General features: G+C 66.6%; 13 protein-coding genes and 3 tRNA genes. 8 read left to right on the top strand and 8 right to left on the bottom strand.

What is annotated here, in order from left to right:
• Positions 1-6: 6 nt before the first annotated feature.
• Together ABZX86_RS20610 and ABZX86_RS20605 are read left to right on the top strand one after the other, a co-directional pair.
• Entirely contained in the window at positions 7-726 is a 720-nt protein-coding gene (locus ABZX86_RS20610) for a maleylpyruvate isomerase family mycothiol-dependent enzyme (protein ID WP_355125621.1), read from the top strand.
• A gap of 270 nt (positions 727-996) precedes the next feature.
• Positions 997-1488 (top strand): hypothetical protein, encoded by a 492-nt coding sequence (locus tag ABZX86_RS20605; RefSeq protein ID WP_355125619.1) that lies wholly within the window; start codon positions 997-999, stop codon positions 1486-1488.
• 190 nt (positions 1489-1678) lie between these two features.
• On the opposite strand, the gene ABZX86_RS20600 is transcribed toward ABZX86_RS20605, so the two are convergent.
• The 3 genes from ABZX86_RS20600 to ABZX86_RS20590 all read right to left on the bottom strand — a co-directional run bounded on the left by ABZX86_RS20600 (position 1679) and on the right by ABZX86_RS20590 (position 2677).
• Positions 1679-1751: transfer RNA gene (locus ABZX86_RS20600), tRNA-Arg, on the bottom strand.
• Positions 1752-1809: 58 nt separating this feature from the next.
• Positions 1810-1899 (bottom strand) — tRNA-Ser (locus ABZX86_RS20595).
• An 88-nt stretch (positions 1900-1987) separates the two neighbouring features.
• Positions 1988-2677 (bottom strand): dienelactone hydrolase family protein, encoded by a 690-nt coding sequence (locus tag ABZX86_RS20590; RefSeq protein WP_355125617.1) that lies wholly within the window; start codon positions 2675-2677, stop codon positions 1988-1990.
• A 123-nt stretch (positions 2678-2800) separates the two neighbouring features.
• Between ABZX86_RS20590 and hisC the strand changes: the two genes are divergently transcribed.
• Positions 2801-3874, top strand: a complete 1074-nt coding sequence (gene hisC / locus ABZX86_RS20585; RefSeq protein ID WP_355125615.1) for a histidinol-phosphate transaminase — start codon at positions 2801-2803, stop codon at positions 3872-3874.
• Positions 3875-3941: 67 nt separating this feature from the next.
• On the opposite strand, the gene ABZX86_RS20580 is transcribed toward hisC, so the two are convergent.
• The 4 genes from ABZX86_RS20580 to ABZX86_RS20565 all read right to left on the bottom strand — a co-directional run bounded on the left by ABZX86_RS20580 (position 3942) and on the right by ABZX86_RS20565 (position 7017).
• A complete protein-coding gene (locus tag ABZX86_RS20580; RefSeq protein ID WP_355125613.1) occupies positions 3942-4994 on the bottom strand; it encodes an alpha/beta hydrolase family protein in 1053 nt (350 codons plus the stop codon).
• Positions 4995-5143: 149 nt separating this feature from the next.
• Positions 5144-5228, bottom strand: a tRNA-Ser gene (locus ABZX86_RS20575).
• A gap of 34 nt (positions 5229-5262) precedes the next feature.
• On the bottom strand, positions 5263-5673 hold the full coding sequence (locus ABZX86_RS20570; RefSeq protein WP_355125875.1) for a MarR family transcriptional regulator: 411 nt from the start codon (positions 5671-5673) through the stop codon (positions 5263-5265).
• A gap of 165 nt (positions 5674-5838) precedes the next feature.
• Positions 5839-7017: a lactate 2-monooxygenase gene (locus ABZX86_RS20565; protein ID WP_327143151.1), complete on the bottom strand. Its 1179-nt coding sequence runs from the start codon at positions 7015-7017 to the stop codon at positions 5839-5841.
• Between the two features lie 319 nt (positions 7018-7336).
• Here ABZX86_RS20565 and ABZX86_RS20560 point away from each other — a divergent pair, with 319 nt between their 5' ends.
• Entirely contained in the window at positions 7337-8323 is a 987-nt protein-coding gene (locus ABZX86_RS20560; protein WP_355125611.1) for an NAD(P)H-quinone oxidoreductase, read from the top strand.
• 16 nt (positions 8324-8339) lie between these two features.
• On the opposite strand, the gene ABZX86_RS20555 is transcribed toward ABZX86_RS20560, so the two are convergent.
• Complete coding sequence (locus tag ABZX86_RS20555; RefSeq protein WP_355125609.1) at positions 8340-9545, bottom strand: cysteine desulfurase-like protein; 1206 nt, start codon at positions 9543-9545, stop codon at positions 8340-8342.
• Positions 9546-9646: 101 nt separating this feature from the next.
• Here ABZX86_RS20555 and ABZX86_RS20550 point away from each other — a divergent pair, with 101 nt between their 5' ends.
• From ABZX86_RS20550 to ABZX86_RS20535, 4 genes are all read left to right on the top strand, one after another.
• Complete coding sequence (locus ABZX86_RS20550) at positions 9647-10231, top strand: bacterial proteasome activator family protein (protein ID WP_355125607.1); 585 nt, start codon at positions 9647-9649, stop codon at positions 10229-10231.
• A 200-nt stretch (positions 10232-10431) separates the two neighbouring features.
• On the top strand, positions 10432-11256 hold the full coding sequence (locus ABZX86_RS20545; protein ID WP_327143147.1) for an ABC transporter permease: 825 nt from the start codon (positions 10432-10434) through the stop codon (positions 11254-11256).
• A gap of 7 nt (positions 11257-11263) precedes the next feature.
• Positions 11264-12079 carry an ABC transporter ATP-binding protein gene (locus ABZX86_RS20540; protein WP_327143146.1) on the top strand — a complete coding sequence of 272 codons (816 nt, stop codon included), beginning with the start codon at positions 11264-11266 and terminating at the stop codon, positions 12077-12079.
• A complete protein-coding gene (locus tag ABZX86_RS20535) occupies positions 12076-13053 on the top strand; it encodes a glycosyltransferase family 2 protein (RefSeq protein WP_355125604.1) in 978 nt (325 codons plus the stop codon). The genes ABZX86_RS20540 and ABZX86_RS20535 overlap by 4 nt, the downstream gene beginning before the upstream one ends.
• Positions 13054-13306: the final 253 nt, after the last annotated feature.

Genomic DNA, 13306 nt, shown 5'->3' with positions numbered 1-13306 from the left:
CGAGTGGTGACCAGCGACGCACCGGAACTCACCGCGATCCCCACGCAGCTCGATACTGTCGCCGCCGCGACCGCCCGCCTGCTCGGCGCCGTCTCGGCCCTGCACGACACCGATATGGTGGAGCCTTCGCTACTGCCCGGCTGGAGCCGCGGCCATGTGCTGGCACATCTGTCCCGCAATGCCGACAGTCTCGTCAATCTGCTGCTGTGGGCCCGCACCGGCATCGAAACCCCGCAGTACGCAAGCGCGTTCCTGCGTGACGCCGATATCGAGACGGGTGCGCCGCGCGCCCTGCACGAGCAGCTGGAGGACCTCACGGCCGCCTCCGAACGCTGGCTGGCGCTGGCCCGGGTGATGCCGCAGGAGAGCTGGCAGGCCGTCGTCCGCAATCGCCAGGGCGGCGAGATGGCCGCCACCCGCGTGGTGTGGATGCGCCTGGTGGAGGTGGAGATTCACCATGTGGATCTGAATACCGGTTACACCCCGGCGGATTGGAGCAGCGCCTTCGTGGATCGCCTGCTGCCCCAGGCCGTTGCCGATCTCGCCGCCAAGGAGCAGGGCCCCGGTTTCACCGTCACGGCCACCGATACCGGCTGGTCCGGCGCCGTCGGCACGCCGGGCGCCACGATCACCGGCCCGGCCACCGCGCTTGCCGCCTGGCTCGTCGGCCGTTCCCCCGGTGCCGATCTCACCGGCGATCTCCCGGATCTCGCCGCCTGGAAGTGAGCGGCGCGCGGATTCGCCTGTGCCGCAACCCCTGAATCGGAAAGCCTGTCCGCACCGAGCGGACAGGCTTTCTTCTTATGCCGACCCCGATCGGTGGAAATAGCACCGAGTTACGGTGTCGTCGAACACAATTGCGCCCGATACGAATAACGGGACCCGGACTTGATTCGGCGACCGCGATCATATAGAACTTGATCGTTGTCATTCGCAACGCGAAACGTTCTGCACGCCAACTAATTTGAGCGTGCGGCGGGGGTTAAGGAAACAATCATGCGCAAGACCATGTCCAATTTCGGTCGCAAGGCTCTCATTGCGGCTTTGCCGCTCGCCGTCGCCGCGACCTTCGCGAGCGCGGGAACGGCTTCCGCCACTGCCCCCGATCTCGCCCCGCAGTCGGCCGCCGTCGTCCAGATGGCCGTGACTCCGGAAGCCCCGATCGCGATTCAGCCCGCGGCCGCCATCGCCCAGCCCGCCGCCCCGGATGTCGCTCAGCCCGTCGCTGCCGAGGCCGAGGCCGTGAGCGCGCCGGGTCCGCAGAACATCGCCACCAATCCGGATGCGGCCAACCATGATCCGCTGGCCAACGGTGCGGCCCTGGGCGGCATCATCGGCGGCGTGACCGGAGCCGTCGTCTGCGCCGTCACCATTATCGGCATTCCCCTCATCCCGCTCTGCGCCGTCGGCCCCGCGCTGCAGCTGGCCCTGGTCGGCATGCTCGTCGGCGCGCTTGCCCCGCAGGTCATTCCGCAGGTCCTGCCCTGATCCCTCGGGATGAATGATTCTTCCGGCAGCCGAATCGAATTCGGCCACCGGAGGGAGAGCACCGAAGTACCGCAAGGCCTGATCGAGCCGGGGACGCCCGGCTCGCTGCGGGTTCGGGGACGCCCGACTCGCAGCCTGGCCGAGAACGCCAGAAACCCCTCCGCAGTGCGGAGGGGTTTCTGTGTTTTTGTGCGCCCGAAGGGATTCGAACCCCTAACCTTCTGATCCGTAGTCAGATGCTCTATCCGTTGAGCTACGGGCGCATGGCTATTAATTTATTTACCCAGCGAGCTGGGGTCTTGCAGCCCGGTGAACCGGGCTTGGCGGAGGCGAGAGGATTTGAACCTCCGGTCCCCGTGAAGGGACAACTCATTAGCAGTGAGTCCCATTCGGCCGCTCTGGCACGCCTCCTGGAGCCTTCTCTTACGAGGGCGCCGGTCCTTTCGAACCGCCGGGATGAAAGATTACACAGCAGTCGACCATTAGACAAAACGGCTGGTCAACGTAGGTGACTGTCGAACCAATCGAAGATCCGGGTGCGCGCGTCGAGGGTGAAGGCGTCATCGAGGTCGGCCGGTTCGAAGCCGGGGTGGTCCGGGCGGTGGTGCAGCCCGGGGTAACTGACCACCAGGGTGGCGACGACGGCGCGGGCCGCGGCATCACGCAGGCGGTCGATGTGGTCGGGCGGGGTGCGCGGATCGTCCGCACCGAACAGGCCCAGCCAGGGCGCTTTCAGATCGGGGGCGGCGGCGATGAGCGCGACGGCCTGTGGGGTGAGCGCGGTGTCGATGCCGGGCGCGGCCACGCTGACCGCCGCACCGATCCGGCGATCGGTGGCCACCAGGGCCGCCGCGGTGCCCGCGGAGTCGAAGCCGAGCACGCCGACGCAGTCGCGGAAGACGCCGCGACCGGTCAGCCAGTCGAAACAGGCGTCGAAGTCTTCGAAAAGATCCGCGCCGAACACTTTGTCGGGAACCACGCCGTTGGCCCGGTGGAACAGGTCGGGGGCGACCACGGTCCAGCCGTCGTCGGCCAGTGACCGCATGAGTTCCAGCAGTGGGTCGGTGAATTCGCGTGATTCGTGCAACACCACGATGCCGCCGCGTGCGTGACCGTCCGGTTCGATCACTATGAGAGGAACCTTTGTCTTCTCGTGCACAGGCGCAAGATCTCGGAAAATGCCCGCCATGCAGCCAGAGTAGTTGCGCAAGGTAACTTCGGGATTAATGTTTGCGGGAGGCCGTCGCCCCGGAGATTTTCCGGGTACGGCACCACCGAAGGGGCTCGACGGGCCGGGACATAGGCTGGAGCTGTGAGCGCGCACATCCGTCCGGACCTCGATGTCATCCCGGCCTACGTGGCCGGCCGCACCCAGCCCGGCGTGGTGAAGCTGGCCAGCAATGAGACCACCTTCCCGCCGCTACCTTCGGTAGCCAAGGCCATTGCCGAGGCCGCGGAGCAGGTGAACCGGTATCCGGATAATTCGGCGCTCGAATTGCGCACCGCCATCGCGGAATTCCACGGCGTCGAGGTGGCGAACGTGGCGGCCGGGTGCGGAAGTGTCGCGATCTGCCAGGAGCTGGTGCAGATCACCTGCCTGGCGCCCACAGATGAGGTGCTTTTCGCCTGGCGCTCGTTCGAGGCGTACCCGATCGTCGCCCAGGTGGCCGGGGCCAAGGCCGTGCAGGTGCCGCTGGACGGCGAGTACGCCCACGATCTGGACGCCCTCGCGGCGGCGGTGACGCCGAATACCCGCGTGGTGATCGTCTGCAATCCGAACAATCCGACCGGTACCGCGCTCGGGGCGGCGGCCATCACCCGCTTCCTGGATGCCGTGCCCGCGGACGTCCTTGTGGTGCTGGACGAGGCCTACTACGAGTACATGCGCCTCGACGATCAGCCCAACGGCGTCGAGCTGGGCCGCGATCGCCCGAATGTGCTTGTGCTGCGCACCTTCTCGAAGGCGTACGGGCTGGCCGGACTCCGCGTCGGCTACGCGGTCGGCGCACCGGAGGTCATCACCGCCCTCATGAAGGTGCATATTCCGTTCAGCGTGAACCGAGTGGCGCAGGCGGCGGCCATCGCCTCCCTGGAGGCGCGGCACGAACTGCTGGAGCGCACGGATGCCGTTGTGGCGGAACGTGATCGCATACGGGACGCGCTGCTCGCGGTGGGTTACCAGGTGCCGGTCAGTTCGTCGAACTTCGTCTGGCTGCCGCTGGGCGCCCGCAGCGCCGAGTACGGCGAGGCGAGTGCCGAGGCGGGCGTGCTCATCCGCCCCTACGGCGCCGACGGGGTGCGGGTCACCGCGGGCGACCCGCACGAGAACGATCTGTTCCTGAGCTTCGCCACCGCGCCGGAGACCGTCGCCCGCTTCCTGGGCTGAGCCACCACCCGCTTCCGGTACCCGGCCACAGTCCGCTTCCCGGCTGGGCCACAGTCGATTTCGCGCCTCAGCCGATTCCGAGTCCGTCGGCGAGGGTCTGCCAGGAGCGCGGTAATTCGTCGGCCCAGTAGGGCCACGAGTGCGTCCCGGTGAGGCGGCGGTCCACCACCGCCGGGATGCCGAGCTGCCCGAGGCGATCGGAGAGCTGGCGGGTGCACATATCCGCCCCTGCCTCGAGCGGTCCGCCGAACAGAATGGCGCTGCGCGCGTCCGGATTCCCGGGACCGTCGTGCTCCCCGGGGACACCGCTGCCGGAGGACAGGTAGATGGCCTTGCCGCGCAACGCTTCCGCGTGATCGACCACATCGTGTTCGGCCCACTGCGGATTGTCGGACGGCCCGAACATATTGTCCGGATCTCCGCCGAAGGTGCCGATCACCGCGCGCGCCTGGGCCTGGCCGAAATCGGAACTCATTGCGTAGCAGCCGCTGTGCGCCCCGATCGCCCGGTAGAGGTCCGGATGACGCACGGCGAGCATCATCGCGGCCTCAGCGCCCATCGAGACGCCCGTAAGGCCGTTCATGCCATTGCCTTCGAAGCGCGCATCGAGCAGCGGCGGCAGTTCCCGGGTGAGGAAGGTTTCCCAGCGGTTGGTGCCGAGCTTGGGATCGGCGTGCAGCCAGTCGGTGTAGTAGCTGGCGGGGCCGCCGAGGGTGAAGACCACATTCACGTACTTGTCGGCGAAGAAGTTCAGGGCGCCGCCTTTGACGGCCCAGTTGTTCACATCGGGTGCGGCGCTGCGGCCGTCGAGCATGTAGAGCGTGGGGCGGGGGGTGCCGCGGTCGGCGGGCACCAGCACCTGGACATCCACGACGCGGCCCATGGCGGGTGAGAGGACCGAGACGCGCAGCAGGCGGTCACCCACATTCTCGATGTGCGAGATAGCCGCGTGCATCGGATGTACGGGATCGACCGCGGGCGGCGACTCCTCATTGGAGCCGGAGTCGACCGGCGGCTGCGCGAGAGCGAGCGAAGGTGTCAGCACCGCCGCACCGGCGAACAGTGCGGCGCTGGCCAAGGCGCCGGCAAGGCGACGCCGTACTCGACGGCGGCGATCCACAGCAGCGATCCTGCCAGAAGGCGACAGCGACGAGGTGACCCTCCGCGCGAGTCTCCGCCAACGGTGAGTCGCGCCACACTCGACGGGAAAGCCCTGCTTACAGCGGTGGGCACCGGCTCGAAAGCCGGTGCCCACCTCTGGTTTTCCAGCGGAAGCGGAGGGATTTGAACCCCCGGTCGCTCTCACGACGTCCGCTTTCAAGGCGGATGCATTCGGCCGCTCTGCCACGCTTCCAGGGGACTGATGGTAGCGGATGCGCCCGCCGGGGCTAGTCGGAGCGTTGGTCGGACGCGAGGTTGACCAGTTCCATGGCGGCCGCCAGCGTGGCGAGTTGCTGCGGGGTGAACAGCTCGACGAAGTAGCGGCGGACGGCGGCCACGTGACCGGGTGCGGCGGCCCGCAGCCGGCGCATGCCCTCATCGGTGAGCTGGGCCAGTACACCGCGGCCGTCGTCCTCGGCGGGTATCCGCCGGACCACGCGCTGACCTTCGAGGCGGCGGATCTGGTGGGTGAGGCGGCTGCGGGAGGAGAACACGCCATCGGCGAGATCGCTCATGCGCAGGGACCGGCCGGGCGCCTCGGAAAGTTTCACGAGAATGCGATAGTCCGCGAAAGAAAGTGCGCTGTCGCGCTGCAATTGTCGATTGAGGTCGGCCATCAGGCGCTGGGAGCCGTCCATATAGGCCCGCCACGCGCGTTGCTGCTGCGGAGTGAGCCATTTCGGTTCGACCGCCGGGCCCTCGGTTCCGACTGCCACGGTTTCATTGTATTGGCCGGTACCGCGCCGTGGCTGCGCACGGCCCCATGACGACACATTCCCATCGGGGCCGCGTGTCACCGGGATTCAGATCCGGTAGGAGGAGATCATGGTGCGGCTCAGGTCGTCGAGGGTGGTGCAGCCCGAAAGTCCCATGGCCGCATCGAAATCCGCGAGCAGGGTGCGCAGGGCGTGGCGGACGCCGTCGCGGCCGGCCAGGCCCAGACCGTAGGCCCAGGGGCGGCCGTACAGGACGGCCTTGGCGCCGAGCGAGAGCGCGATCATGATGTCGGAGCCGGTGCGAATGCCGGAATCGAAGAGCACATCGGCGCGATCACCGACGGTCGCGACAATGGTCGGCAGGGCGTCGAGCGCGGCGATGGCGCCGTCCACCTGACGGCCGCCGTGATTGCTCACGATCACCGCATCCGCGCCCGCGTCCACACATTGGCGCGCGTCATCGGGGTGCACGACACCCTTGACGGCAATGGGCAATTCGGTCCAGTCCCGCAGTCGCGCGATATCGGCGGGCCGCAGGCCGTGATTGCCGAAAAGCCCGAGCCAGGTGAGGACGGCCGCCTGCATGGCCTCCTCGCTCTGCTCCGGCGGCACCGCGAGTTTCGCGCGAAAGACCGGATCGGACAGGTAATTGGCCATGCCCTTGCCGTGCAGGAACGGCAGGTGCCCCAGCGCCAGATCCCGTGGCCGCCAACCCAGAGCGGGCGTATCGATGGTGACGACAATGGCTTTGGCGCCGGCCTTTTCGGCGCGCTCGACAAAGGAGCGGGCCAATTCCGGATCGTTGGGCCAGTACAGCTGATACCACCAGTCACCGGCCAGGGCGCCGGCCTCTTCGATGGTGGAGGAGCCCGCGGTGGAGAGCACCATGCCGATGCCGAGTTCCCGGGTGACCTCGGCGACCACGGTCTCGCCGCGCTCGTGCAGCAGGCCGAGGACACCGATGGGCGCGGTGAGAACGGGTGCGGCCAAATGGGTTCCGAGCACCTCCACCGACAGATCGCGGGCGCCGGGGCCGCTGGTGCCGCGCAGCATGCGGGGCATGAGCCGGTATTTCTCGAAGGCGTGCAGATTGGCTGCCGCGGTGCGTTCGGCCGAGGCGCTGCCCGCCACATAGGCGAAGGCCGCCGGTTCCAGTTCTTCCCGGGCGCGGGCTTCGAGTCCCGCCGCCGTCATCGGTAGCGAAGGGACGATGCCTGCGAGTCCGGAAAGGTAGATCTCGTTCTGGAAATCGACGAAACTGCTCATTCGGCAAACGCTAGTACCAACACCCAGGGTCCGGGCGGGGTCGGAAGTTCTTTCCCGGTGCGTAACTTACGCCGGAATCGATGCGGTTCAGCGGTTGCGGACACGCACCAGCGCACGCGGCGACTCGGCCGCGACAAAGCCGGAAATCGCCATTGCGGTGAAGATGGTCAGCGCGCCCACGGCGGTCAGTATGCCGATCATGGTTTCTCCCTTTTCGAAGTGGTCACTCCACGATGACCGGAGAAGCTGACAGGATGCTGTGTCCCCGCCGAGCCTGGCCTGACAGTAATCGTTCGGAACGAGCCGTACGCTCGGTTTCATGTATGCGGTGACACTCGACGGATTCGGTGAGCCCGATGTCATGAAATGGGCGCAGGTGCCGGACCTGCCCGCGCCCGGACCGGGCGAAGTAGTGATCGAGGTGACGGCCGCGGGGGTCAACCGCGCGGATCTGATGCAGCGTCAGGGCTTCTATCCCCCGCCGCCCGGTGCGAGCGAGACGCTCGGCCTGGAATGTTCCGGTGTGATCGCGGCGGTCGGCCCCGGGGTGCGGGATTGGCAGCAGGGCGATCAGGTCTGCGCGCTGCTCTCCGGCGGTGGCTATGCCGAGCGGGTGCTGGTGCCGGAAACGCAGGTGCTGCCGGTGCCCGAGGGCCTGGATGTGGCTGCGGCAGCGGCGCTTCCGGAGGTCGCTGCCACGGTCTGGTCGAATCTGGTGATGCGGGCGGGGCTGCACAGCGGGAATTTGCTGCTGATTCACGGCGGCGGTAGCGGAATCGGCACGCACGCCATTCAGGTGGGCCGGGCGCTGGGCGCCCGGGTCGCGGTGACCGCCGGATCCGATGCGAAACTGGAGCGCTGCCGGGAACTGGGCGCGACGGTGCTGATCAATTATCGCGAGCAGGATTTCGTGACCGTGCTGCAGAGCGAATACCCCGGCGCGGACATCATTTTCGACAATATGGGCGCGGCCTACCTGGAACGCAATGTGGCGGCGCTCGCCGAGGACGGGCAGTTGGTCATCATCGGTATGCAGGGCGGGGTGAAGGCCGAACTGAATCTCGCTGCGCTGTTGGGCAAACGCGGCACCATTCATGCCACCAATCTGCGCCGCCGCCCGGCGCACGGCCCCGGCTCGAAGGGCGAGATCATTGCCGAGTTGCGCAAGCACCTGTGGCCGCTGATCGCCGAGGGCACCGTGGTTCCGGTGGTGTCGGCCGAGCTGCCCATTTCCGATGCGGCACAGGCGCACCGGCTGCTGGACTCCGCCGATACGGTCGGCAAAGTCATTCTGCGGATCGAATAGCTGGGTATCGAGCTGGTCAGGTATCGAGCGCGGTGAGCGCGCGGCCGAGCTGATCGATCTCGAATTTGGTGGTGTAGGGCGCGAGGCCGATGGTGACGGCCCCGCCCTCGTCATTGACGCCGAGCGCATCGAGCAGCCGGCTGCCGCCGTGCGAGCCGCTGAGCGTGCCGATGCGCGCGTCGGCCAGCTTGGCGGAGACCTTCTCGGCCTGCATTCCGGAGATGGTGAAACTCACCGTCGGAATGCGGGTGGAGGCCCGCCCGATCACGGTCAAATTCGGGATCTGGTCGAGGACCGACATCAGATGTTCGAAGAGCTGATCGTGATAGTCCTGCAGTGAGGTGATGGACATTTCGAGGCGTTCGCGGCGGGTGCCGGTGGCGCGTTCGTCGAGTCCGGCCAGGAAGTCGATGGAGGTGGCGAGCCCCGCCAGCAGCGCGTACTGGTGGCCGCCGACCTCGAGACGTTCGGCCCCCTTGGCATACGGATTCAGCGACATGGACGGAATGCGGTCCAGGAACGCGGGATCGCGGAAGACCAGCGCGCCGATCTGCGGGCCACCCCAGGCGGGTGCGCTCAGCGCGATCACATCGGCATTGAGTTCGTCGATATCGATGAGCGCGTAGGGCGCCGCGCCGAAGCAGTCGGCGACCAGCAGACCGCCGACCTCGTGCACCCGATCGGCGGCCACCCGCACGGCGGGTGCGGAGCCGACAATGGGCGAGGCGGCCGTCAATGCCACCAATCGGGCGGTGGGGCCGATGAGTTCCTCGAACTGCCAGGCCGGCATTTCGCAGGTCTCGATCTCCACCTCGGCCCAGCGCACATGTGCGCCATAGCGATTCGCGATGCGCAGCCAGGGCGCGACATTCGCCTCGTCATCCAGGCGCGACAGCACGATCCCGGTGCCCAGACCCAGCCGGGAGCTGAGCGATTCGGCCAGCCAGGCGAGCAGTACCGCCCGATCCGGGCCGAGCACCACGCCCGCCGGATCGCCGCCGACCAGATCCGCGACCGCCTCGCGGGCGGCCTCCAGAATGGCGGCGCTGCGCTTGGCCGCGCCGTGCCGATTGGTATGCGTGAAGGCGGAGGTCCGGAAACCCGTTGATACGGCGCGCGATACCGAATCCGGAACCAGCATGCCTGATTGCGGGTCCAGGTGGATCCAGCCGTCGCCCAGGCCAGGTATGAGGCCCCGAACCCGCGCGACGTCGTAAGTCATGCTGGCCACTCTAAAGGCAGAGGGCAAGTCGGCGTAACGGTGTGTGTGGTTTGGGTGGGTGCCGCTTAGCGCCGTCGGCGGTGACGGGACATGATGGAGGCATGACGCAATCGGATGGGGCGCCGGAATCCATTGTCGTGTTCGGCCCCGAGGGCAAGCCGCTGATGATTCCCGCTGCCGTGCAGGTCGGCGGCGAGGCCACCGAGTTCACCGGACAGGTTGTCGGTGCGGCTAATTCCGACGAATCGGTCGAGCAGGAAGAGTCGTTGGCCGACATGGTGGAACAGCCCGCAAAGGTCATGCGCATCGGCACCATGATCAAACAGCTGCTGGAGGAAGTTCGGCACGCACCACTGGACGACGCCAGCCGCACCCGCCTGCGTGACATCCACCGCACCTCCATTCGCGAACTCGAACAGGGCCTCGCCCCCGAACTCCGCGAAGAGCTCGAGCGCCTCGCCCTGCCCTTCAGCGATGACGTCATTCCCTCCGACGCGGAATTGCGCATTGCCCAGGCGCAGCTGGTCGGCTGGCTCGAAGGCCTCTTCCACGGCATCCAGACCGCCCTGTTCGCACAGCAGATGGCCGCCCGCGCCCAGCTCGAACAAATGCGGCAGCTCCCCCCGGGCTCGACCACCGCCGATCCGCGCGGCCACGGTTCAGCAGGCGGCGGCCAGTACCTCTGAGGAACTCGGCCCCTGCCCGAAACAGCTTCTCGACGGCGAAGAATCGGAAGCGCTGCAAGTTCGCGGCCCGCCTCGTTCCGGACCGCGAACCCCGCCGTAGCGAAGCGGAGGCAAAAGGTACTGAGCTAGGGTCGGGTGCTGTGCCTGCTGCTGCTCCCCCCGACTCGGCGACGATCGAAGCGCGCCTGGACAATGAACCGGTGCCGCTAGTGTCGGACTCTCAGTCCTTCAGCCGAGCCTGGAAGGACTTCCGCGACGGATTCGCCCAGCGTGAGCTGTGGCTCGCGCTCGGCTGGCAGGACATCAAGCAGCGCTATCGCCGCTCGGTGCTCGGTCCGTTCTGGATCACCATCGCCACCGGTTTGCAGGCCGCCGCGATGGGGTTGCTGTACGCCACCCTGTTCGGGCAGTCGCTGAGCTCGTACCTGCCCTATGTGACAGTCGGCCTGATCGTCTGGAATGTGATCAATGCCAGCATTCTCGAGGGCTCGGATGTCTTCATCGCCAACGAGGGACTGATCAAACAGCTGCCGTCGGCGCTGAGCGTGCACGTGTACCGCTTGGTGTGGCGGCAGTTCCTGTTCTTCGCGCACAACCTGATCATCTATGTGGTGATGCTGCTCGCATTCAGCATCTGGCGGCATCTGCACTGGTCGGTGCTGCTGGCGATTCCCGGACTGCTGCTGCTGTTCATGAACGCGCTGTGGGTGACGATCGTGTTCGGCATCTTCAGCACCCGGTACCGCGATCTCGCGCCGATCCTGGGTAGCACCACGATGATGCTGTTCGTGCTGACTCCGGTCATGTGGAAGCCGTCGGCCCTCAACGGCCAGGCCAGCGATCGTGCGAAGCTGGCGGAAATCATCCCCACCTTCCACTACCTGGAAATCGTGCGCGCACCCCTGCTGGGTGATCCGATCCACCTGCACAGCTGGCTGATCGTGGTGGCCATCACCGTCGTGGGCTGGATCATCGCGATACTGGCTATGAAGAAGTTCCGTTCCCGCGTCCCCTACTGGGTGTGAAGGCTTCATGACCGACAATGTGAGTATCGAAACCCAGAACGCCTGGGTCGAGTTCCCGATCTTCGACGCCAAATCCCGATCGCTGAAGAAGGCGGTGCTGGGGTCGGCCGGTGGCGCCATCGGGCGCAACCAATCCGATGTGGTGGTGGTCGAGGCGCTGCGCGATATCACGCTGTCGCTGAAGGAAGGCGATCGTGTCGGCCTGGTCGGACACAATGGCGCGGGCAAATCCACACTGCTGCGGCTGCTTTCGGGCATCTACGAGCCGACCCGCGGCAGTGCGCGGATTCGCGGGCGAGTGGCGCCGGTCTTCGATCTCGGTGTCGGCATGGACCCGGAGGTCTCCGGCTACGACAACATCGTCATTCGCGGCCTGTTCCTCGGGCAGACGCGCAAGCAGATGCTCGCCAAGATCGACGAGATCGCCGAATTCACGGAATTGGGCGACTATTTGGCGATGCCGCTGCGCACCTACTCCACCGGTATGCGGGTGCGGCTGGCCATGGGCGTGGTCACCTCCATCGATCCGGAGATCCTGCTGCTCGACGAGGGCATCGGCGCGGTCGACGCGGAATTCATGAAGAAGGCGCGAACTCGCCTGCAGGAATTGGTCTCTCGGTCCGGTCTGCTGGTTTTCGCCAGCCATTCCAACGAATTTCTGGCCCAGCTGTGCGATTCGGCTATGTGGATCGATCATGGACAGGTACGCATGCATGGCGGCATCGAAGAAGTAGTCCGCGCGTACGAAGGCCCGGAGGCGGGCGATCACGTGGCACAGGTGCTGCGGGATTTGGAACGTGAACCGGAACGGAATCCCGCATGAGCGAGCCCAGCGAGCGACCATCGAGCCCGGTGGACCAGACCACCCCCAACTTCGCGGACGATGCCCGCATCGTCGCCATTGTCGTCACCCATAAGCGCCGGGAACTGCTGGCCGAATCGCTGAAGGTGCTCTCCACCCAGACGCGGCCGGTCGACCATCTCATTGTCATCGACAACGGCAACGAGTCCGAGGTCGGCGATCTGGTGCGCAATCAGCCCATCGAATCCACCTATCTGGGTTCGGAGCACAATCTCGGCGGCGCGGGCGGTTTCGCGCTCGGCATGCTGCACGCGCTGAGCATGGGCGCGGACTGGGTGTGGCTGGCCGATGACGACGGCCGCCCGGACGGTCCGGAAGTGCTTGCGACGCTGTTCGATTGCGCCAAGCGGCATCAGCTGGTCGAGGTGTCGCCGGTGGTCGCCGATATCGACGATCCGGACAAGCTGGCCTTCCCGCTGCGCCGCGGCGTGGTGTGGCGGCGGCTGCGGTCCGAACTCGGCGACGAGGATTTCCTGCCGGGCATCGCCTCGCTCTTCAATGGCGCGCTGGTGTCCGCGCAGGCCGTGGACATTATCGGCGTGCCCGATCTGCGGCTGTTCGTGCGCGGCGACGAGGTGGAGGTGCACCGCCGGCTGGTGCGCTCCGGACTGCCGTTCGGCACCTGTCTGCAGACCGCCTACCTGCATCCGAACGGGTCGGAGGAGTTCAAGCCGATTCTGGGTGGGCGGATGCACACGCAGTATCCGGACGATCCGGTGAAGCGCTACTTCACCTATCGCAATCGCGGGTACCTCATGTCGCAGCCGGGTATGCGAAAGCTGTTGCCGCAGGAGCTGGCTCGCTTCGGGTGGTACTTCCTGATGCAGCAGAAGGATCCGCAGGGATTCATGGAGTGGCTGCGCCTGCAGCGGCTCGGGCGGCGCGAGCAGTTCCGCAAGCCCGAGGCCAGTGCACCGGGCAAGACTCCGTCCTGACGGCGGCAAAAGCGCTGGTAGGAAAATCGATTGCGCCGATACGGGCAGCCTGACAGGGTTGTCCCGTTCTTGTTCGGCGCGCGATCGCTTCGGTGGTCGCCCAGGGAGAGTTGAGGAGGTGGAATACGTGACTGCAGCACGGATTGTCGTGCCCGCGCGAGGTTCGTTCGATCGAACCGGCGCGCCGCGCGTACCCACCTCGAATTTCCCGCGCTGAGTCCTCGAACGGGCTCGGCCCGTCGAAGGACTCTCC

The organism is Nocardia sp. NPDC006630 (assembly GCF_040611495.1).
GTDB lineage: Bacteria > Actinomycetota > Actinomycetes > Mycobacteriales > Mycobacteriaceae > Nocardia.
The sequence above is the reverse complement of the archived record's forward strand: the minus strand, read 5'-3'. Positions and strand labels throughout refer to the sequence as shown.

Bases quoted from the DNA above. Each gene is read 5' to 3' on its own strand.
- ABZX86_RS20605 (WP_355125619.1), top strand. From the start codon at position 997: ATGCGCAAGACCATGTCCAATTTCGGTCGCAAGGCTCTCATTGCGGCT.
- ABZX86_RS20590 (WP_355125617.1), bottom strand. From the start codon at position 2,677: ATGGCGGGCATTTTCCGAGATCTTGCGCCTGTGCACGAGAAGACAAAG.
- ABZX86_RS20570 (WP_355125875.1), bottom strand. From the start codon at position 5,673: ATGGACGGCTCCCAGCGCCTGATGGCCGACCTCAATCGACAATTGCAG.
- ABZX86_RS20565 (WP_327143151.1), bottom strand. From the start codon at position 7,017: ATGAGCAGTTTCGTCGATTTCCAGAACGAGATCTACCTTTCCGGACTC.
- ABZX86_RS20560 (WP_355125611.1), top strand. From the start codon at position 7,337: ATGTATGCGGTGACACTCGACGGATTCGGTGAGCCCGATGTCATGAAA.
- ABZX86_RS20555 (WP_355125609.1), bottom strand. From the start codon at position 9,545: ATGACTTACGACGTCGCGCGGGTTCGGGGCCTCATACCTGGCCTGGGC.
- ABZX86_RS20550 (WP_355125607.1), top strand. From the start codon at position 9,647: ATGACGCAATCGGATGGGGCGCCGGAATCCATTGTCGTGTTCGGCCCC.
- ABZX86_RS20540 (WP_327143146.1), top strand. From the start codon at position 11,264: ATGACCGACAATGTGAGTATCGAAACCCAGAACGCCTGGGTCGAGTTC.
- ABZX86_RS20535 (WP_355125604.1), top strand. From the start codon at position 12,076: ATGAGCGAGCCCAGCGAGCGACCATCGAGCCCGGTGGACCAGACCACC.